This is a genomic window from Streptomyces sp. YS415 (assembly GCF_023544665.1).
Classification (GTDB): domain Bacteria; phylum Actinomycetota; class Actinomycetes; order Streptomycetales; family Streptomycetaceae; genus Streptomyces.
Window position 1 is genome coordinate 1 of record NZ_JAMJFL010000059.1, and the last position, 19253, is coordinate 19253.

Sequence of the window (19253 nt, forward strand, 5' to 3'; positions counted from 1 at the left end):
GGCCGTGCTCTTGAGCGAATGCCACCGCCTGGGCGATGGCGTGCCGGAAGCCATCGAGGTGGCCGTCGGTGATGCGCATGGTGTTGCGGAGGAGAATGCTGCTGCTGTTTGTGGTCTTCATGCACCGAGTGTTGTACCTGAACCAAGGGTGAGGTCAAAGGTGCAGCTCAGCCGGGGATGTCGGCGACGATGCCGAGTTTGGTGATGAACCCTGGCGGGCCCCTTCGCGCTCTTCTCCGGCGTGGAGGTCCGAACAGCACCTCTCACTCAAGCCCAATGATGAACCGGACATCAACTCGCAAACCGCACTCAGAGGTGGCTTGCTGCGTCGATGTAGGTCTTGGTGGCGTCGGTGATGAAGTCGCGGCTGTTGTCGGGGCTGAGCGCCTGGGCCTGAAGGTGGTCGTACAGCACGCTGTAGTGCTGTACGTCGGATGGCTTCTCCAGGTAGAGGTCGCTGGTGAACCGCTCCAGATGCACCACCGGTCGCGCGGAGCTGTCGGCGAACCGCAGGATGGTGAACTGTCCTGACAGACCTGGATGTGCGCCCGCGGTATAGGGGAGTACCTGCACGGTGATGTGCGGCTCGGCGCCGAGGGCGTTCAGGTGCTCGAGCTGTTCGCGCATGACTTCCGGGTTGCCGATGACGCGGCGTAGGGCCGCTTCGTCCAGGACGACCCATAGCCGCAGCGGTCGGGCCAGGTCGTAGATCCGGTGCTGGCGGCGCATCCCCACCTTCAGACGGGTGTCGGCCTCTTCGACGGTGAGCAGGGGGATCGTTTCCCCGATGACTGCGTGGGCGTATGCGGGGGTCTGCAGCAGAGCGGGGATCATCGCCGGCGCGTGGAGGTGGAGGGAGGCGGCGTCGGTTTCCAGGGCGATGTAGACGCTGTGGGGGATGTCGCCGTAGGCGTGCCACCAGCCCTGCTGTCCGGATTCCTTGGCCATGTCGATCAGTGCGTCGATGACGTGCTGGTCGGTGACTTCATAGATCGCGCACAGGTCGCGTACGTCGCGGGGGCTGATGGCGCGGTTGCCGTTCTCCATGTGGCTGATCTTGGGCTGGGAAACCATGAGCCGCTCGGCCACTTCTGTGCTCTTCAGCCCACTGGCCAGGCGGAGCCGGCGAAGCTCGGCTCCCAGACGGCGTCTCCTGACGGTGGGGTTGCTGTTCACCGCCACGAGCGGTCTACCTCCGGCTCCAAGTCGTCCTGCTGGTAGGCAGATTGCCATGCAGTCCAGGTTGTTGATCATGCGCCATGCCGTCTTGTTCGCCGGGTGGCTGAAACGGATGGTGACGGTGTCATGTGCCTCGCGGCAGGGACCTCAGTCGGTCTATGCGGAGGGATTGTGAATGGGTGCGGCGGTGGCACGGGGTGGGCGTCAGCCAGGGCGGGATGGGTGTCACCAGCTCATGTCAGGCAGCCGTAGTGATCATGGCTGTCGCGAGGTGACGACGCTTTTGCCGTCAGGTGCCCATGGGGAGGGTGATCGGCTGCCGGCTGCGTACTTGTCCACGGGAGTGGTCGCGGCACTGGGACCAGCGTGTGAAAGGCCGCACGACTGGTTCAGGTGCTGAGGGCTTGTCGTAGGGCGGGGTAGCAGGGGATGACCGCGTCGACGCCGAGGAACTGCAGCTGACGCAGCACGGCCTGTTGAGGGTTGGCCAGACGTAGCCAGCCGTGGGCGCTGGTGGCGGCGCGGTGTGCGGCGATGAGGGCATTGATGCCGGTGGAGTCGATGAACGTGACGCCGCTGAGGTCGACAACGGTCCGCGGCGGGCGGGCACCGTCGGGTGGCAGCAGCGCATACCGCAGATGGTCGCGGATGCTGTAGTCGATCTCCCCGCTCAAGGTCACGACCTCGATGCCGTCGACCGTCGGCTGGCCGGGCTGTGCCGGGACGCGGTCGCCTGTCACAGAGTCCTCGCCTGCACCCGCTGCTCCTTCGCTTGGGGACGAGTTGGTGCCCACAAGCAGGCTGCCCACAGTGCGGTCGGGGACATGCAGGGCGCGGTGAGCGCGTCTGCGACGCTGGCCGGCGGCGTCCCATACGACCAGCTCACCGTCCAGCGCGGTCGCGTCCGGCAGCTGCGTGTTCTCTGGGGTTCTGGGCTGTGGCGTAAGCAAGTGGTTCACGTTGGTGGAGCTCAGCGCCATTGATCGGGAGTCTAGCCACTACGACAGGTGTGGTGCTGTCGCCTGAAGGGGCTGCTGGGCTGCCATCCCGTTGACGTGGCGGCCATGGAGCTTGGGGTATCAGTACGAGCCGACGACGATCCAGCACAGAGACGCGGTGCTCCGAGCGCTCCACGAGTCCTGGATTGAGATCGGCGAACAGGGATCACCCTCATGACGTGCCGCCCGACCCGGTCCGGCAAGAACACTCCAGCCTTGGACCTCGCGACCTTAAGGGTCAGGTGGCCGGCGGCGTCCCCGCCGGGGTCGTCGGCGAGTACGACGGCTGCGGTGATCCGCTTGCCCACCGGCTCCCGGTGGACGCAGAAGGTCTGGCACACCGCCATGACGATTTCCAGGCCGTGCTGTCCCAGCCGCGTCGGGTCGGTGGCCTGCACCGATGGCGGGTTGCTGCTGCTGTCCCACACGCTGATCTGGACGGCGCCCTCAACGATCTCCAAGTCCAGCAGGCAGGGGCCCGGCGCGTACTTGCGGGCATTGGTGACCAGCTCGCTCACGACCAGCTGCACCATGCCCATCGCCCGAGCCGACACCGGCAGCCCGTGCTCGGCCTGCACGGAGGTGAGGAAGTCACGGGCCATATCCCGGGCCTCGGCGATGTCCGCGCTGCCCTCGAACGCGGCGCAGGCCGCGATCCGACGCTCGAAAAGTGGCTCCTGGCCCTCGTTTTGGGCAGCAGCATCCATGGGCCCGCCTCACTTCCGAAGCGTCGTGCATTGTCCACCCCGCCTACCCCCGGAACCTCGCAGTAGCCCTCTCCTAGGAAGCTTGTTTCCGGAAAATAATTGCGGGTATTCACTGCCGTGGGCGAAGGGACGGCAGATCATGGACGAGCAGGCCGGGAAGTGGGGCTTCCTCTCCAAGCACGCACGCGTGCTGCTGGTGCTGGCGCAAAACCCTGACGCCCGTCTTCGCGACATCGCCGCAGCCTGCCACGTCACCGAGCGAACCGCCCAGAGCCTCATCGCCGCCCTGGAACAGGACGGCTACCTGAGCCGCGAGCGGGCGGGACGGCGCACGCGCTACATCCTGTGCAGGGACGCCATGCTTCGCCATCCGGCGGAGGCACACGTGCCCGTCAAGGGACTGCTGGAACTCTTCACCCCGCAGGACAGCCAACACTGAAAGTTCAACGGTTTCCGACTGCCGCGATCACAGTTGCGGAACGTGCTCGTCGCCAAGGCACTCACCGCTGGGCCATATTTGCTGCCGCTGGTGCTTATCGCGATCGGTCTGCTCATCCTGATCGAGGGCGGGGCCTTCGGGCTGTAGGCGGGCCAACTCCCTCCGCTTCCTCGAAGCCCCGCGCACTCCCGCCGACGGTGGCCTGCTGGAGTACGTCCCTAGGGCCGAATCGCTGGCCGACTTGGACACCGGCCGAGCACACCGGGCCCATCACCGTGCGGGCGACGCCTACCTTCTGCGCAGCGACACCACGGCCCACCGCGTCACCCCCCTCACCCGGCCCGGTGTCCGCCGCACCGTCCTCAACTTCGCCTAAACCACCCGCTCCGCCGCTCCGTGCATCACGCAGTCGGCACGTGAGCTGTACACCTGAGGGCCCGCCCAGCCCTCGAGCGTTGTACAAGGGTGAGGAGCACCGGATGGTGGCCGCTGGCTCGACCGCCCCTCACCAGAGGTACGCGCGGTGGAGAGACTTGTGCGCGGCAGGAGCGCCGCGCCCTTGGGGGTGGGGCGGGGGCGGGGTGCCTTTGCGGCGGGGTGAAGGATGTGCGTTACAGGCCGAGTTGTTCGGCGGCCATGTGGGTTCCCCTGACGCGTGCTTCGATCTTGGCGAAGGCGATCTCGCGGGAGGTGGAGGTGTCGTCGGCGTACGGCGAGAACCCGGCGTCGTCGCAGCTGCCGAGCCGCTGAACGGGGATGTGCGAGGCTGCTTGCAGTACCCGCTCCGATACCTCCTTGGCGGTCTCCACCCGGGGGTCGATCGGATCGGTCACACCGATGAACAGCCGCTGGTCATCGGTTGAGTAGTCGCGGGCGACCTTGAGTGCCCGCTCCGGCTCAGCCTCGCTCGCCATCTGGAGGTAGAAGCTGCCGGCCTTCAGCCGGAACAGCTCGGGCAGCAGTTCCGTGTAGTCGACGTCCAGGCTGTGTGTGGAGTCCTGGTCGGCACCCGGGTGGGTGTGCACTCCGATCCTGGTTCGGTCGGCCGCACTGAACCGGCTGAGGACCTCGTTGTCGAGCGCGATGAAGTCGCGCAGTGCTTCCCCGCTCGGGGACAGCTTGAGGGACAGCCGCCCATGGCCGTAGTCAAGCTGGACGGAGGCGGCGCCCGCGGCGAGGCAGCCGCGGATCTCCTTCTCGCTCTCGTTGGCGAGGTCGCTCAGGAAGGCTTCGCGGGTGTAGCCGGAGATGCCTTCGGCGGGGTAGAGAAGGCTGAGGAAGGAGGGTGCGACGACTGTCTGCTTGACCGGACGGCTGGCGACCTTGGATGCGGCGCGCAGGTAGGTCTGCGCGTAAGTCCCGTACCGGAACGGTCCGGAGATCAGTCGGGGGATCTGCCGGGTGTGGCCGTCGGTGTAGGGGATGACGAAACCGTCCGGAGCCAGGTTGGCGAGTCCGGTGAGGCCATAGGTGTAGGCGCTGGACTTGGACTGGTCGCCGTCCACGACGACGGGGCTTCCCGTGGCCTCCAGCCGGGTGATGGTCTCGCTCACGGCCCTTTCTTGAAGTTGCGTCAGGCCGGCGAGGTCGAGTCGGCCGGCCGTGTGTGCGGCCATGCCCTCGAGCAGGTACTGAGGCCGGGGGATGCTGCCCATCGGTTCCGTGGGGATGCTCATACCGGGAACCCTAGGAGTCCCACATGCCGCGACCCACCACATCGGCCTGCACCCGGGGGAGTGGGCGCTCTACGTCACCCGATCGGACGTGTCCGTGAGTAGCGGATCAGGCATCAAGATCACCCCGTTGCATTGAACGCGTCTTTGTCTCACCTTGCCTGCCGGCCGAGTGCGATCTCTCGGTCTTGTGACAGTGAAGTGAGAGACAGTGAGGGCTTGTGCGTTGGCGTAGGTCAGCGTCGGGTTCCCGCGTTGAGCGTACTGTCATGAGCGCGAGAGATCGCGGTGACTCCACTTGCCGCAGCAAAGGCGCGCGAGTTCGCAAAATCCTGGACGTGGATGGCCCGGAACCCGCACGCCCAGCCTTCCGCTCTGAGGTGACCGCCTGCGGGTTGCGGACTTCCATCCGCGGTGATGACTCCGACCGTCATGCGTCCGAGTGATCAACGCGATTGCGACTTGATCTTCGCGTTAACAGTGGGTGATTGTCAGGACACGCTGATCAACTGATTTCGAGGAAGGCGAGCAGATGACCTTGAGTGAGGCCCGTTTCAACGAGCTTGTGGACGCCACGCAGCAGAAGCTGGTGAACCTGTTCGACCAATCACGCTTGGACCTGACCAGCGAGCAGACAGCCGGTGTGCTGACCGTCAAGTTCGGCAACGGCGACACGTGGGTCTTCGATCGGATGACACCGTTGCGTCAGATGTGGCTGGCGGACCGAAGCGGCCCGTTCCACTTCCACTACAGCGAGGAACGGGACGAGTGGGTGTGCGAACAGACCAACGAACGTCTCGGTGAGGTGCTGCAGCGGATCGTGGTGGAGCGCGGTGGCGAGAAGCACGACTTCGACAAAGTCTGACCTGCCGCGCCGGCGTTCTCCGCCTCATGCTCACCGGGGCAGCTTGGCGGTGCGCTCGAGGCGGGCAGCGGACACATAGCGCATGGCGGTGCCGTCGCTGATCCCGAAGAGCCGCATGAGCCGAAGTGGGGCGGCGGATTCCCGGGCCTCATCGAGGATGCGGTCCTGCCGGACCTGCTGCTGCGTGAGACCAAGGGGACGGAAGGACAGTGGGAGACCCTCACGGATGCGCTCGCCAATCCCAAGGACTACGACGCCTATGCCGCCCGGGACGAGGCCTGCCGAGCCGAACGCGACGCAGCCCTGCAGCTGCAGTGGGGCGCATTGGGCGGTGGTTGGGGATCCGAGCCGCTCGCCCCTGCACCGGGTGCTGCCGGTACCGGTGCCGGCGTCGTGCAAGGCATGCGGACGAAGGGTCACGAGCGCCCAGGATCAGGACGACGACATCGCCCTGCCCAAGGGTAGCCAGTACTGCGCCGAGTGCCGCCCCGAACCCGAGCAGTCCTACCCGACGCTGCGCCAGGCGCTGTTCAGCCGCCGCCGTCAGCGTTGAGCACCGGACACGTTTTGGCGACCGTGCGGCTGCACTGAGGTGTGAGCGGCGCTCGCGCGGTCTGCCGAGCCGCAGCACGCGTGCGGGCTTCCCGGAAAACGGGTGGCCCCCGGCAGGCATGGCAGCCGGGGGCTCCGTCATCTTGTGGGTGTGGTCAGTCTTGTCGGTCGCCGGTGTAGCGGTAGATGTTGCCTGCTGCGTTGACGCCCCAGACGGTGCCGTCGGCGGCGGCTCCGATGTCGGTGAGGCTGCCGGTGATCTGGTTCCACGGGCTGGAGGTGCGGTCGTCGTAGCCGGAGAACCTGTAGATGCTGTTCCCGGAGTTGACGCCCCACACGTTAGTCCGTGACCCGGCCGCGATGCGGGTCAGGTTGCCGGAGATCTCGAACCAGTGGTTCTTGTTGTTCTGGTCGCCGGCGTAGCGGTAGATGTTGCCGTTGCGGTTGACGCCCCAGACGGTGCCATCAGCGCCGGCCCCGATGTCGGAGAGGCTCCCGGGGATCTTGATCCACGGGCTCGGGGTGAGGAAGTCGTAGCCGGAGAACTTGTAGATGTCCCCGGCTTCGTTGACTCCCCACACGTTCGTCCGCGACCCGACCGCGATGCGGGTCAGGCTGCCGGGGATCTGGACCCACTGGTCCGCGCTTTCCTCCTGGTCGCCGGCGTAGCGGTAGATGTTGCCGTTGCGGTTGACGCCCCAGACGGTGCCATCAGCGCCGGCCCCGATGTCGGAGAGGCTCCCGGGGATCTGGATCCACGGGCTGGAGGCGAGGTCGTCGTAGCCGGAGTACTTGTAGATGTTGCCGGCGCCGTTGACGCCCCAGACGTTCGTCCGCGACCCGGCTGAGATCGCTGTGAGGTTTCCGCGGATCTGCTTCCACTCGGGCATGCCTGGTTACCTTTCGTCGGGAATGACACTCACAGTGTTCCTTCAACTGCGGAGTGTCACGATGGGATTGGAATGACAAGCAGACCTGAAACCGATGTTTCACTGCGCGCCAGCCCATTGCCCCTTGTTCGGTAACGTGCTGACCGCCGCATTTATCGGCCTGATCAGGCGTCACTCACACGAGCAACGGCGAACTGCTCCCGTCGGTAGGGGCCCACGCATCCCCGGTGCCGACGCCACCACCAGGTCACCTACTACGTAACAGCACGCCAGTTTCGGCCACCAGGAAACCGGACTGACGCTGCGTGACAGCATGTCCTGCCGATGTCCCAGCGCTGCTTCCCGGCGTCGCGGTGCGTGGGTGACCCTTGGCGCCACTCCCTGCCCTGGCGAAAGACCGGTTCGGCCGGGATCAAAGTCACCGCGGAAGCCCTTCTCTCACGTGCGGGTGCGGTGCGACTTTTCGCGTGCCGGGGTGAACCGGTCGCCGAGGCGCCCCGGCAGGGTGCGCGGTCCCGTTACGACTGGACCAGTCCGGTTCTTTGAAAGGGGCCTCTCTCGTGCGTCTTGTCGCCACCCTCGTGGCCGCCACAGCCGCGCTCGCCGCCCTGGCCCTGCCCGCCCACGCCGAAGGCGGCCCGCTGGGTGAGCCGGGCGGCACCCTGGCCCTGCCGCTCAAAGAGGCGCTGAAAGTGCTACCCGCCGCGGATGAGACCCGAGCCGGCTACATGCGGACCTCCTTCAAGCACTGGACGGACGCCGACAGGGACGGGTGCAACACTCGCAAGGAAGTACTCCTGGCGGAGGCGTTCATCGCCCCCGAGCAGGGCGAACGCTGCGCTCTCTCGGGAGGGGAGTGGTACAGCCCCTACGACGACGTCTACGTGGACGCCGTGGGCGGCCTGGACGTCGACCACATGGTGCCCCTCGCCGAAGCCTGGGACTCGGGCGCAGGGACGTGATCGGCGAAGGAGCGCGAGGCGTACGCGAACGACCTCGGTGACGACCGCGCGCTGATCGCGGTCACCGCCCGCTCCACCCGGTCCAAGGCCGACCAGGACCCCGCGACATGGTTGCCGCCGGCCGAGGCGTACCGGTGCGCGTACTCAGCGGACTGGGTGGCGGTGAAGTTGCGCTGGCAGCTCACCGTGGACGACGCGGAGTGCCAGGCGCTCACCGAAGGGATGGCCGGTTGCCCGAACGCGCCGGTGAGGGTGACGTTTGCCTGGTAGCCGGGACGGCGGCAGGACGAAGGCCCTGAGGCGCTCACGCCCGGGGCCTTCAGTGGTCGTGCGGTGGGGCAGTCGTTGGTGGCGGGAGAGAATGAGCCGCACGCCGTAGCGCTTGCGCATCCAGAGCCGGTAGTGGTCCTCCGCGTTGCACAGGCGGTGGTCGCGGCGCTGCTGCTTGCCGTCGTTCGCGCGGACGGCGACCTTGTCTCGTTCGACGCACCAGGGCGGCTTGCTGCCGGCCACGGCTGGCGCACGCAGCCATCCACGAACGGGATCCGGCGACAAGCTCTGCCTCACCAGCGCGGCGAGTGAAGTCGGCATCGCCGTCTGCTGCTCGCGGGCGCCGAGCACGCCGTCAGTGCGCCGGGCGTGCACGGATGGCGCAGACCGGGAGCCGATGAGCTACCGAAACCCCCCTACCGGTGGTTTACACGTAATTCTCCGAACTCGCGTCAATGTGCAGGGTAGTTGTTGGTGCAAGCCGCTGGGGGTGGGATCCGACACTGCACGCCGACTCTGACGTGGTCCTGGCAGCGCCGACGGCGAGGGCTTGCGACAGATACCCGGATCCCCTCGCACGCCCCCCAACCGGATGATCGGCGATCCAGTCGGCCACTCGTCCGCGAGGTTTGGGCGACTTTGTCCTGACGGGTGGTCGGTGTCCCATTGGAAGCACGGGGCCGGGACGTCCGTCTGTCCCCGTAGATGCGATCCGCCTGGAGGCATTCTTGGCAGAACGATTAGCTGGCGGAGGAAAGCCGCCGGCGGGGTCCGATGCCTGGGACCTCGAGCGGGATGGCCTCTACCTCGCGTTGGCGGAGTTGCGGGGCCGCGGTCGGAATGTTCACTCCGCGCGGCTTCAGGCGTGGTGTGTGACGGGGTATGACGACATCGCGGCGATCCTCCGCAATGACGAGGACTTCTCCGCGCGCGATCACAAACCGCGGTCTTCCACGGAGCTGCCTGCGGATGTGCGGGACATGCTGAGCAGTTGGAGTGGCGCGTCGGCGTCGCTGGGGGAGATGGATCCGCCCGAACACACCAGGGTCCGGTCCGTGATCAACGCGGGATTCACCCCACGGGCCCTGCAAGCCGCAGAGGCAGACGTCAGAGCCACCGCCGTGCGGCTGCTGCGGCCTCTCACCGGGGCCCCGGAGTTCGATGTGGTCACCGACTTCGCGCTGCCGTATGCGTTGACGGTGATCCTGCGCTTTCTCGGCATCCCTGACGAGCATCACCAGGCGTGTCTGCGCTGGTCCGACTACAAGGTCCAGCTCATGGTCGGCCGCGACCACACCCCCGAGCAGCTGCGGGAGTATGCCAGGGGGCTGCGTGCGTTCGGCGAGTTCGCCAGGGAGCTGACAGCGCAGCGCCTGTCCGCTCCGCGGGGCGATCTGATCAGCACCATGCTGCACGAGAGCCCTCATGGCCACCGGCTCTCGCCGGACGAGGTGGCCTCGCTGATCCCGACCCTGATCATCACCGGTCACACCACGCTCGCGCAGGCGTTGGCGATCACCGTCAGGCACCAGCTCCGCTCCCCGGGAGGTTGGGCCGCGCTGGTGGACGGCACGGTCGCGGTTGCGGACCTCGTCGAGGAGGGCTTGCGGCTGGACTGCCCCGTGGTCGGCATGTACCGCACCACGGTGCGGGAGGCGACGGTCGCCGGCCGTGTCCTGCCGGCAGGCAGCAGAGTGCTGCTGCTGTACGGGGCCGGCAACCACGACCCCGGCCGCTACCCGGACCCGGGCAGATGTCTTCCCGGACGGTGGCCCACGGCCGCGCACCTGGCGTTCGGCAGGGGCACGCACTACTGCGTGGGTGCCGCTCTGGCCCGAGCGGAACTACGGATCGCGCTGGAGGAGATGGCCGCCTGCTTCCCGGCCCTGTCCGCAGCCCCGGAGGCCAGCCCGGCGTACCGGCCGACCTTCCCGTTACGGGCCCTGACGGCTCTGCGGGTAAGGCCATGACCGAACCGCTCGACTGCCACGCCACCGTCCCGGATCCGACGAGTTCGCCGCCCACCACACGCGAAGGACACCGGCGTCCGTTCGACGCGGTGATCGCTGACGTGGACGACACACTGACCCTGGACAACTCGGCAACCGAACTCCTCGCGGCGCTGGGAATCCCCCTCCAGCGGCTGACCGACCTGATCCGCGAATCCGAGTCCGGGCTGCTCGACCAGGCCGCCGCGGACCAGCGCCTGCTGGCCCTGCTGACCTCTCACGGCCGTCTCGACCGCCCAGCCGTCGAGACCGTCTTCTCCAAGATCAGGCTCCGGCCGTCGGTGACACCGATGATCCGCGGCTTCCAGCGGGCCGGGCTGCGGGTGGGCCTGATCTCCGCCTCGTTCGGCACCTACGTGGAGCCCATGGCGGCGCGCCTGGGCGTCACGGACCGGTACAGCAACGTGCAACTCGGCTTCGACGACACCGACGCACTGGCCTCCGTCCGCTTCACGATCGACGCCGCCGACCTCAAACACCGCCAGCTCCACGACTTCTGCGCCCGGCACCGCCTGCATCCCAGCCGAGTACTGGTGGTCGGCGACAGCAGGTACGACCTGCGGATGTTTGCCTGCACGGGGCGGGGCGTGCTCATGGCGTTCCCGTACAACACCCCGCTGCATTCGCACGCATGGCGGGTCATTGACCGTATCGACGAACTGGCCGCTCTGGCAGCCCCCGCGACACGGCCGGAGTGACGAGCCGTACGGACCCCTACCACGCCCCTGTCCGCCCGTTGTCTCCCACCTGCGACCCTCCGCGTCGCTTCTGAGAGGTGATCTCATGCGTGTTCGCAGCACACCGCCCCATCTCACTCCCTGGCCGGACAACGCCCTGCCTGCCGGCTGGCGCACCGCGATGGACCGGCTCAGGACGTACGTCATCGAGCGCGTCGACCCCGACGGGGGCGTACGCGACCCCTGCCGGAGCCGAGTGCTGGAGTCCGCGCTCGCGCTGTCGCTGCTGCGGGACTTTCCCGACCGTGCCGGCCGGGCCGAGCGGATCGCCGGATACCTGCAACGACGCCGAGCCACCGCCGACCCCCTCGACCAGGCCCTCATCGCGGCAGTGTGCGGCAGCCCGGCCGACAGCCGGTCGGTCGACCTCGACGCCTACATCGCCCAGGCCCCCGACTTCACCAGCCGGCGCAAGCGCGCCACCTTCGAGGCCCTGCTCATCGCCTGCGGCGCCGACATCGACGCCCAACCGGTACCGGACCGAACGGCCCTCTCCAACGCCGGACTTCATCCCTGGGCCGAGGCCCAGACGACGGCCGTGAAGGTCATCCTGGCCACCGCGTCGGGCATACGCCACCAGATCGAAGACCGTGACGTGCACCTGCTGCTGTCCACCCAAAACCGGGACGAGATCTGGGAGGGCAACCTCCTGGTCCACCTGTCCACCCTCCACGCCCTGCACCGACTGGGCGGACACGCCCCCCTCGTACGCAGCGGAGTGGACCGACTTCTGAAGGCCCAGCGCCCCGACGGCGGCATCCCCTTCTTCACCGACACCGACACCTGGTGCACTGCCACGGCGGGCGTGGCCCTCCTGGCTGCCGGCGCGCCGGACGACGTCATCCAGGCCATCACGGACAACCTCGTCCGCCGACAAAAGCCGAACGGCGGCTGGTCGGTCACGGACATCGCCGACGTCACCGACATCGACGACACCTCGGTCATTCTCGAACTGCTCCAGACCCACGACGACCCCGCCCATGAGAAGGCCATCGAAAGCGGCCGGCAGGCCTTGCTCGCCACCCGCGGCCCTGACGGAGGTTTCCCGACCTACGTCGCCGGCGCACCCTCCGAAGTCTGCATGACCGCCGCTGCGATCAACGCACTCTCCTGCCGACCGCCCCGCGACTCCGCCGTCCTCACCGGCGCCTTGGACTACCTCGCCGCCGGGCAGCGCAAGGACGGCACCTTCCCACCGGACTGGAGCGCCAGCAGGCTCCACTGCGTGTTCCGTGCCGTGCTGGCCGTCTCACAGCTCGACGCGCCCCACGCGCACGTCCTGCGGACGCGGGCGCTCGACCACATCATCCGGACCCAGAACCCCGACGGGGGATGGGGCCAGCAGCCCGATTCGGCCAGCGATCCGGTCAGCACGGCCTACGCCATCATCGCCCTGTGCTACCAGCCGTACCCCCAGCCGGTCGCCGCCGGCGTCAGCTATCTGATGGCCCGCCAGAACAGTGAAGGAAGCATCGACTCGATCTCCGACTCCATCGGTCCCCGCCCCTTCGTCTTCCGCATCCCCGTCCTCGGCGACATCTTCACGCTCATGGCCTTCGGCCACCTCTCCCACCGCGTAGCACCCGCGTCTACGCACTCGCTGTCCGTGTAGCCGTCCCGATCCCGGTCCGCGACCGCCCCTCTCCCGCCAGAACGAGACCGGGTCATTCCCCGCCCGCAGGGCCGGGCGGGACCCGGTCCGTCGGCCGCCCCTTCGTGGCCACCCGCCCCCACGTCCTCGCAGCTCTCAACCGTCAGCGACGGCAGCTGCGGGGGCCCATGTCGAGATTTGGATGGCATCCGTGATGAACGACAGCCGCCGCATGAGCACCGCCCCCGAGCTGATGGGAAAGGTGTGCCTGGTCACCGGAGGCGCCCAGGGCATCGGCCTCGCCACCACCAAGGCACTCGCCCGGCGAGGCGCGCGCGTGCACGCCGCCGAGATTTCCCCCGGGCACCTCAAGACCGGCGCGGAGCAAGTGCAGGCCGCCGGGCTCGGCGACCACGTCGTCTTCCACCGCGTCGACGTCACCGACCGGAACGCCTACGAGCAGTGCATCACCGACGTACATGCGGCAGAGGGCCGGCTGGACGTACTGGTGAACAACGCCGCGTTCACGCAGTGGCGCGACGTCGCCGACATGAGCGTCGAAGACGCACAGCGCACGATGCGTACCGGCTACGACGCCATGGTCTACAGCGTGAAGGCGGCCCTGCCGCTCATGCAGGCCGCCGGCGGTGGAACGATCGTGAACATGGGCTCGGCCGCCGGTGTTGTCTTGCCCAAGGGCCCCTCGGCCGCGTACGCGGCGGCGAAAGCGGCGATCAACGCCTACACCCAGGTCCTCGCCGCCGAACTCGCCACATCGCCGGTTCACGTGATGCTCGTACGGCCCGGGACGGTCGCGGGCACCGAGTTCTTCGGCCGTCACGTCCCCTCCCAGCGGATGCCGCGCATCACCGACTTTCTCCCCGTCTCCTCGCCCGAGCAGATCGCCGACGCGATCGTCCACGGCATCATCAAGCGCCGGGACATCGTCGACACCCCGGGCTACCTGCCGGCCATGTACCGGGCCTATGCCATGGCTCCCACCGCGTTCCGCAGCCTGGCCGCCCTCGGCGGAAATGCCCGACGCAACTACGCCACCCCCGTCGGCAGAGGGAAGGCCCAGGTTTCCCGCCGACCGGCAGCCGCTCGTCTCCCCGCCCGCGGTCTCGGCTTCCGGCTGATGAACAAGATCGCCCCCACCCCCTGGGCCGGAGCCGTCATGCGTACCGCCATGGTGCCCCTGGACACCCTCCTCCAAGACAGAACTCGCGGTCGCTTCAGCGTCGGAAGGACGCTGGGCGTCCCCTCCCTGCTCTTGACCACCACCGGCGCCCGCACGGGCCGGCCCCGCCCCACGCCCCTTTTCCATGTCGAACACGACGGCGGCTACGCCGTGGTGGGCTCCAACTTCGGCCTCCAACACCACCCCGCCTGGACGAACAACCTCCTCAAAACCCCGGCCGCCACCGTGTCCATCGCCGGTCGGCAGATCCCCGTCACCGGCCGCCTCCTCGACGGCCCGGAAGGCGAGCAGGTCTGGCACAAGATCCTCACGACCCTGTCCACCGGCTACCAGACCTACAGCGACCGCTCCGGCCGCAACCTGCGCATCTTCCACCTCCAGCCCGCCGGCCCAGCCCGGTGAAAACCGCCAAAGAACTCGCCACCCGAAGCGGCGACTCGGCCAGCCACCGTTGGTCCCACTGCTGGCCCGCGGACGCATGACGCAGCCCGACGGCTGCAACGCAGCCGCTCGGCCTGGTCGAGGACGATGAGTCTCGGCGTCCGCACCACCACAGGTTCGTGACCTGCCACGGACAGGGCTCCGGTTCCGCGTGGAGAGCCCCGGGTGGAGCTGTGATGTCGCGTTCGGGCGGGCTGCGATCGAGGGCGGCGCCGTCCTTCTCGGTCCTCAGGGGCCGCGCAGTGCATAACAGTGCGCAACAATGTAATTACTGAGCGCATGTAGCCGTGTCGTCCCTGAGGAGCTCCATGTTCACCACCGTGTTGCTGGTCTCGCAGCCGTTGACCGCCACCGATGTCGACTTCGTCACCAGCCTCCACGAGGACCAGGTGTCCTTCGTGGTCCTGACACTGCCCAATGGGGCTGAGAAGCAGCTACTGGGCGCCTTCGATGACACCCCCCTCGAAGAGGGCGCAGCGGGCAGCACGGGCGAGGGTGAGGCAGCCCTTCGGCCGGCAGCCCTCGCCCTGGAGCAGTCGATCCGTGCGCTGCGGGATACCGGTGCCGAAGCTACCGGCCGGGTGATCGACGGCCATCCGTTGGAGCTGCTGCGTGCCGTGGTCGAGGAGACTGGCGCAGATGAGTTGGTCGTGCTGATTGGCGACGATCTGGTCGAGGAGTTTTTCAAGCGGGACTGGGCGGCGCGTGCCCGTACCAAGGTTGGCGTGCCGGCGGTGAAGGTTCACGCCCACAACGGCGAAGAGTGACTGATCGGAAGGCCTCGATCTACTCAACTGAAGGGGCCTCCAGTTGCTGCCGGAGGCCCTTCGGGGGGCACTGCGACGGCTCCACTGCCGAGGGGCGGTTCGCGCCATGCGGGCAGAGCGGCCTGACGCTTGGTCGCGGACCCGTTTTCCGGTGATGCCGCCCGAAGTCGTGAGCATCGAACAAGCCGGTCCGAGGTGCCTCCCGCAGTGGTGACAATCTGCGTCCGTTTTCGCCCGCGAACACGTCATGGCCTGCTACGCGATCCCAAGCACGCGGCGGAATTCCTGTCCGCCTGTTGACCAGCCGCCGGCCGTCAAGAGGTTCTTCACAGGGACTCAGTCCGGTGGGCATCCCGGCTGGCGGCGGCCCGGCTTGATCCCCGTCGGGCGCCCGTGCGAGTCCGGTAGTCGGCGGCCCGTGCCGGTTTGGCGTGCGTGGGTGAGGCCCGGCGCGCAGATGCGCATGTGGGATGCACTACCGCCGGGCCGCCTCACCCTTTCTCGCCGTGGCGACAGGGATCGTCACCGCCTGGCGTTTGGCGCGTATCCCGCCGGCGCTCGGGCAGTCCTGGGTGTCCTGCGGGCGGTTCGGTGGCACAGGGCCCTGTCGCAGTCGTCATACCCGCATATAAAAGCCCAGCTCAGGGGCCTTTGCGGCACCTTGCGGGTGGTGTGCGGTCTCGTTCGGGTGATCGGGGATGGGATCTCCGTCTTGCGGGTGGGGTGTGTGGGACGTTGGCGAACAAGATCCCCGGTTAGAAAGGAACAGGTGAACCCTGTGGTGACTCAGACGGAACGCGACCGCTTCCAGGCGATGTTCAGGCAGTGCGATGTCGACGGTGACGGCGTGATCGAGCAGGTCGACATCGACCAGATGGTCCAGCAGACGCTGGCACGGGCCGGTGTCCTCCCCGGTTCGGCGGGCTGGCGGCGGGTGACCGACCTGAGCAACAGGCTGTGGCAGGCGCTGCACAGCAGCGCCGATGCGGACGGGGACGGGAAGGTCAGCGCCCGGGAGTTCGTCGCCGCTTACCGCCGCCCGGCCTTCCTCGACGAGGTCGCCATCCCCTTCGAGCTCGCCGTCCTGGAGACGGCCGACGCCGACGACGACGGCAGGATCTCCCTGGCGGAGTGGATGACCTGGCAGCAGGCCAAGGGCCTGTCCCAGCTCGCTTCTCTGGAGGAGTTTCAGCAGATCGACGCCGACGGCGACGGCTTCCTGACCCGCGAGGAGTGCGTCCAGCACGTCAAGCGGTCCTACGCCCCGCAGTAGGACGGCCCCCGGGCCACTCGGCCGTGCCGGCATACGGTGCCGGCACGGCCGGTGTGTGTCACCGGCCTGACCCGTCCCGCAGCCAAGATCGGCCGGACAGCGGAAGCCCGCCCCGTGACCTGCGGGCGGGTGGAGACGTTCACCGGCCATGCGAAAGATCATCACGTGCGGCCTGCTGGCCGCCGCGGCCCTCTCTGCCGCCACGCCCGCCTTCGCCGACAACGACAGCAACTTCGGCAGCGGGGCCAACGCGACGAACAACTGGAACTTCAGCGCCGCCGAGGTGTGCCTCCAGGAACTCGCCGTGGTACCCGCCCTGAGCGACTGGACCAGCAACCACAAGAACAACTGCTCCACCGGCAACGTCATCGACCAGGCCGCTGACGCCCTACCGCTCGGCCACTGACCAGCAGCACTCTCACCAAGCGCACCGCCAAAGACCCGAACCTCCAGCGTGTGTGAGCCTGTCCGGCGTGCCCGCCGCCTCGTGACGTTCACACCGGACAGGGCCTGCACCGTTGTCTGCGCCAGCGGACTCGGAGGTGTACCGGAGGTGCTGCCCGCAGGTGCACCCACCTTCCACGCACGCCTGGCCTGGTCAGGGGGCAAGCCTTCCTGCGGCGCTGGCCCTTTTATACGCGGCATCTGTGCGAAGGGCGGCCCCGGGGAGGCACGGGCGCCGGGGAGAGTGGGGCGGTGAGCAGAGCAAGCACGCCGGCCCTCGGTCCGGGCCGTACCGATCCGTCCGGGTCTGCTGTCCGCGATCCGCGGGCGATGACGGCCGCCGAGCGCGCCGCTGTCGGCGACTGGACCGCGGAACCCGTGCCGGCCGGGCGTCTGGAGCCCTGCCCGGCCGGTGCCGTCCGGCAGTTCCCGGCACCGTGCGCGTGGCCGGGGACGGATAGGCCTGCGCTCGTGCCGGGGCTGTCGCAGGGCCAGGCTCCCGGTTCGTCCGCGAGGGGTGTGCTTGGGCCCCGGTGAGCGACGGGCGGTGGTGCCCGGTCGGGGTGATGTGGAGCGGTGCCGGGTGGAGTGCCGGTGTGCGCCGGTGAATGACGGGTTGTCGGGTGTCCGTCGTGTCCACTCCTGGGGGTGACGCCCGCGGTGGGCAGAGGCCTCCGGCTCCGGTGTCGGCGGCACCCCGTGAGGGCCGCTGACGCAGGTGGCAGGCCTGTGGGTGGTGTCCGCAGGGACGCAAGAGGCCTTCTCACGCCAGGTGACATCACTTTCAGTTATTGAATGCTAGCGGAGTGTGATCGGGCGGGGTGGGGTGATGCTCTCATTCGAGAAGCACCGCCAGCCCGGCTGTCGCGGGTTGGCCGGGAGCGCCGTCCCGGCGTACGCAGGATGAAGGGCGACGACACGGCCGACGTCTTCAGCGGGCTGGCGGACGTGCCTGTCCCAGGACAGGCAGAAGACTCGATGAAGGGGAGAAAAAGATCATGAGCATGACGCAGACCGGCTCGCTGACCCTGCGCTCCGACCACCCCGTGGAGACCCGGGGCGGCAACACGTCCACCTTCACCCGCGTGGACTTCCCCACCCCTTTCCCCGATGGGGCGGAGGTGGTGGTCCTGGCACAGGTGCAGACCTTCAGCGGCCCTCACACGCCCGGTCTGCGGATCGCGGACGTGACCCCCCAGGGCTTCCTGATCCGGATGAACGAGGTCTACGCGACCAACGCCAAGAGCGACGGCACCCACGGCAACGAGAAGGTCGGCTGGATCGCCTCGACCGTCTGAGGCGCCCGCGACACCCGGCCCCCCGCTGCCCCGTGACGGAGGGCCGGGTGTCGCGTGGCGGCGCTCACCAGGGGGTCAACCCCTGGCCCCTTTGCGCCTGGCCTCGGCGGCGCCGGAACCTTGAGCGAGACCCGGGGGGAGCACGTTCACCGTCCGCATCGCCGAGATGAAGATGCTGAACGTCCGGTGACCTGCGTGGTGGGTCCGGGCCAAGGGGAACAGGCATGAGGCCTCCTGGACTCCCGGCCACCGTCGGCAGCGGCTGTGGGCGGGGGAACGGGGAGGGCAGTGAGCAGCTTCTGCGCCCTCAGGTGTACGGCCGTGGCGGTGGCGCCGCCTGGTGGAGTGCAGAGTCGTTTCGTCACCGCCCGTTCGGGTGAGACGCGGGTGCGGGGGTGCTGAGCGGGCAGTGATGGCCACGGCAACGTCCCACCAGCAGAAAGACCCATCGATGCGTTTCCGTTCCGCTTGCACCGCCGTTCTCGGCGCTGCCCTGCTCCTTGCCGCTGTGCCCGCTTCCGCCTCGGCCGCTTCGGGGCAGTTCCGCTACGACTACGTGACCGTCGAGGGCTACGAGGCGACCGGCTTCCTCAACAACCCGGCCAGCGGCCAGTGCATCGACCTCCCCGGCGTCGGCTGGGAGAACCCCGAGCCCGGCCATGCGCCGAAGAACCGCACGGACGACTGGGCGATGGTCTTCACCGAGCCCAACTGCCAGGGTGACTCGTTCCCCCTCCGTCCGCACACCGGTGGGGCTTCGGAACGTCTGAAGGTGCGGTCGGTCGTCTTCGGCTGACGTACCGGCAGGCCCGGGGCGCGGTCGCGTCCCTGGCCTGCTTTGTTCGATCGGCGCACGGCGCAGGCGTCGTCCTCTCACCGTCTCGTGTACCGGCTGCTAACTCGTCCAGGCTCGTCGAGCCACCTGGGAGCGCGAACCGTCGGCTGCACAGTCGTCCC

The 19253-nt window shown here is 68.2% G+C and carries 19 protein-coding genes and 1 pseudogene; 13 read left to right on the forward strand and 7 right to left on the reverse strand.

The features are described from left to right. Nucleotides 1-309: 309 nt before the first annotated feature. From M8H82_RS35540 to M8H82_RS35550, 3 genes and pseudogenes are all read right to left on the reverse strand, one after another. A complete protein-coding gene (locus M8H82_RS35540; RefSeq protein ID WP_250079730.1) occupies nucleotides 310-1182 on the reverse strand; it encodes a helix-turn-helix transcriptional regulator in 873 nt (290 codons plus the stop codon). Nucleotides 1183-1568: 386 nt separating this feature from the next. Further along, nucleotides 1569-1919: an STAS domain-containing protein gene (locus tag M8H82_RS35545; RefSeq protein WP_250079733.1), complete on the reverse strand. Its 351-nt coding sequence runs from the start codon at nucleotides 1917-1919 to the stop codon at nucleotides 1569-1571. Nucleotides 1920-2422: 503 nt separating this feature from the next. Continuing rightward, nucleotides 2423-2884 (reverse strand): annotated as a pseudogene (locus M8H82_RS35550) (ATP-binding protein); the annotation flags it as partial. A 139-nt stretch (nucleotides 2885-3023) separates the two neighbouring features. Between M8H82_RS35550 and M8H82_RS35555 the strand changes: the two are divergent. Beyond that, nucleotides 3024-3323: a helix-turn-helix domain-containing protein gene (locus tag M8H82_RS35555; RefSeq protein WP_250079734.1), complete on the forward strand. Its 300-nt coding sequence runs from the start codon at nucleotides 3024-3026 to the stop codon at nucleotides 3321-3323. Between the two features lie 241 nt (nucleotides 3324-3564). Then, nucleotides 3565-3699 carry a hypothetical protein gene (locus tag M8H82_RS36585; protein WP_284049748.1) on the forward strand — a complete coding sequence of 45 codons (135 nt, stop codon included), beginning with the start codon at nucleotides 3565-3567 and terminating at the stop codon, nucleotides 3697-3699. Nucleotides 3700-3934: 235 nt separating this feature from the next. Here the strand turns inward: M8H82_RS36585 and M8H82_RS35560 are convergent, their stop codons facing one another. Continuing rightward, nucleotides 3935-4999 carry a 5-methyltetrahydropteroyltriglutamate--homocysteine methyltransferase gene (locus M8H82_RS35560; protein WP_250079736.1) on the reverse strand — a complete coding sequence of 355 codons (1065 nt, stop codon included), beginning with the start codon at nucleotides 4997-4999 and terminating at the stop codon, nucleotides 3935-3937. 529 nt (nucleotides 5000-5528) lie between these two features. Here M8H82_RS35560 and cyaY point away from each other — a divergent pair. Then, a complete protein-coding gene (gene cyaY / locus M8H82_RS35565) occupies nucleotides 5529-5861 on the forward strand; it encodes an iron donor protein CyaY (protein ID WP_250079738.1) in 333 nt (110 codons plus the stop codon). Between the two features lie 30 nt (nucleotides 5862-5891). On the opposite strand, the gene M8H82_RS35570 is transcribed toward cyaY, so the two are convergent. Both M8H82_RS35570 and M8H82_RS35575 read right to left on the reverse strand, forming a co-directional pair. Beyond that, nucleotides 5892-6281: a hypothetical protein gene (locus tag M8H82_RS35570; protein WP_250079739.1), complete on the reverse strand. Its 390-nt coding sequence runs from the start codon at nucleotides 6279-6281 to the stop codon at nucleotides 5892-5894. A 287-nt stretch (nucleotides 6282-6568) separates the two neighbouring features. Next, complete coding sequence (locus tag M8H82_RS35575) at nucleotides 6569-7303, reverse strand: tectonin domain-containing protein (RefSeq protein ID WP_250079741.1); 735 nt, start codon at nucleotides 7301-7303, stop codon at nucleotides 6569-6571. A 560-nt stretch (nucleotides 7304-7863) separates the two neighbouring features. Between M8H82_RS35575 and M8H82_RS36700 the strand changes: the two genes are divergently transcribed. After that, the gene (locus M8H82_RS36700; RefSeq protein ID WP_308293306.1) at nucleotides 7864-8265 is read left to right on the forward strand and encodes a hypothetical protein; all 402 of its coding nucleotides are present in this window, start codon (nucleotides 7864-7866) and stop codon (nucleotides 8263-8265) included. Nucleotides 8266-8409: 144 nt separating this feature from the next. Here M8H82_RS36700 and M8H82_RS36705 read toward each other — a convergent pair whose 3' ends face one another. Beyond that, nucleotides 8410-8886 (reverse strand): hypothetical protein, encoded by a 477-nt coding sequence (locus tag M8H82_RS36705; protein WP_308293307.1) that lies wholly within the window; start codon nucleotides 8884-8886, stop codon nucleotides 8410-8412. Between the two features lie 704 nt (nucleotides 8887-9590). Here M8H82_RS36705 and M8H82_RS35585 point away from each other — a divergent pair. The 9 genes from M8H82_RS35585 (at nucleotide 9591) to M8H82_RS35625 (ending at nucleotide 19092) form a co-directional block, all read left to right on the forward strand. Beyond that, a complete protein-coding gene (locus M8H82_RS35585) occupies nucleotides 9591-10505 on the forward strand; it encodes a cytochrome P450 (RefSeq protein ID WP_250079743.1) in 915 nt (304 codons plus the stop codon). Beyond that, nucleotides 10502-11242 carry an HAD family phosphatase gene (locus M8H82_RS35590; protein ID WP_250079745.1) on the forward strand — a complete coding sequence of 247 codons (741 nt, stop codon included), beginning with the start codon at nucleotides 10502-10504 and terminating at the stop codon, nucleotides 11240-11242. The genes M8H82_RS35585 and M8H82_RS35590 overlap by 4 nt, the downstream gene beginning before the upstream one ends. Before the next feature lie 85 nt (nucleotides 11243-11327). Then, the gene (locus M8H82_RS35595; RefSeq protein ID WP_250079749.1) at nucleotides 11328-12893 is read left to right on the forward strand and encodes a prenyltransferase/squalene oxidase repeat-containing protein; all 1566 of its coding nucleotides are present in this window, start codon (nucleotides 11328-11330) and stop codon (nucleotides 12891-12893) included. Nucleotides 12894-13104: 211 nt separating this feature from the next. Further along, complete coding sequence (locus M8H82_RS35600) at nucleotides 13105-14475, forward strand: SDR family NAD(P)-dependent oxidoreductase (protein ID WP_250079750.1); 1371 nt, start codon at nucleotides 13105-13107, stop codon at nucleotides 14473-14475. 347 nt (nucleotides 14476-14822) lie between these two features. Beyond that, nucleotides 14823-15281: an indole-3-glycerol phosphate synthase gene (locus M8H82_RS35605; RefSeq protein ID WP_250079752.1), complete on the forward strand. Its 459-nt coding sequence runs from the start codon at nucleotides 14823-14825 to the stop codon at nucleotides 15279-15281. Nucleotides 15282-16062: 781 nt separating this feature from the next. Continuing rightward, on the forward strand, nucleotides 16063-16554 hold the full coding sequence (locus M8H82_RS35610) for an EF-hand domain-containing protein (RefSeq protein ID WP_250079755.1): 492 nt from the start codon (nucleotides 16063-16065) through the stop codon (nucleotides 16552-16554). A gap of 148 nt (nucleotides 16555-16702) precedes the next feature. After that, on the forward strand, nucleotides 16703-16960 hold the full coding sequence (locus tag M8H82_RS35615) for a hypothetical protein (protein ID WP_250079756.1): 258 nt from the start codon (nucleotides 16703-16705) through the stop codon (nucleotides 16958-16960). A gap of 1036 nt (nucleotides 16961-17996) precedes the next feature. Further along, nucleotides 17997-18296, forward strand: coding sequence for a hypothetical protein (locus tag M8H82_RS35620; protein WP_250079759.1), 300 nt, complete (start codon nucleotides 17997-17999; stop codon nucleotides 18294-18296). 451 nt (nucleotides 18297-18747) lie between these two features. Then, nucleotides 18748-19092 (forward strand): hypothetical protein, encoded by a 345-nt coding sequence (locus tag M8H82_RS35625; protein WP_250079761.1) that lies wholly within the window; start codon nucleotides 18748-18750, stop codon nucleotides 19090-19092. Nucleotides 19093-19253 lie beyond the last annotated feature (161 nt).

Bases quoted from the DNA above. Each gene is read 5' to 3' on its own strand.
- M8H82_RS35555 (WP_250079734.1), top strand. From the start codon at position 3,024: ATGGACGAGCAGGCCGGGAAGTGGGGCTTCCTCTCCAAGCACGCACGC.
- M8H82_RS35575 (WP_250079741.1), bottom strand. From the start codon at position 7,303: ATGCCCGAGTGGAAGCAGATCCGCGGAAACCTCACAGCGATCTCAGCC.
- M8H82_RS35600 (WP_250079750.1), top strand. From the start codon at position 13,105: ATGAGCACCGCCCCCGAGCTGATGGGAAAGGTGTGCCTGGTCACCGGA.
- M8H82_RS35560 (WP_250079736.1), bottom strand. From the start codon at position 4,999: ATGAGCATCCCCACGGAACCGATGGGCAGCATCCCCCGGCCTCAGTAC.
- M8H82_RS35595 (WP_250079749.1), top strand. From the start codon at position 11,328: ATGCGTGTTCGCAGCACACCGCCCCATCTCACTCCCTGGCCGGACAAC.
- M8H82_RS35625 (WP_250079761.1), top strand. From the start codon at position 18,748: ATGCGTTTCCGTTCCGCTTGCACCGCCGTTCTCGGCGCTGCCCTGCTC.
- cyaY (WP_250079738.1), top strand. From the start codon at position 5,529: ATGACCTTGAGTGAGGCCCGTTTCAACGAGCTTGTGGACGCCACGCAG.
- M8H82_RS35605 (WP_250079752.1), top strand. From the start codon at position 14,823: ATGTTCACCACCGTGTTGCTGGTCTCGCAGCCGTTGACCGCCACCGAT.
- M8H82_RS35615 (WP_250079756.1), top strand. From the start codon at position 16,703: ATGCGAAAGATCATCACGTGCGGCCTGCTGGCCGCCGCGGCCCTCTCT.
- M8H82_RS35590 (WP_250079745.1), top strand. From the start codon at position 10,502: ATGACCGAACCGCTCGACTGCCACGCCACCGTCCCGGATCCGACGAGT.
- M8H82_RS35620 (WP_250079759.1), top strand. From the start codon at position 17,997: ATGAGCATGACGCAGACCGGCTCGCTGACCCTGCGCTCCGACCACCCC.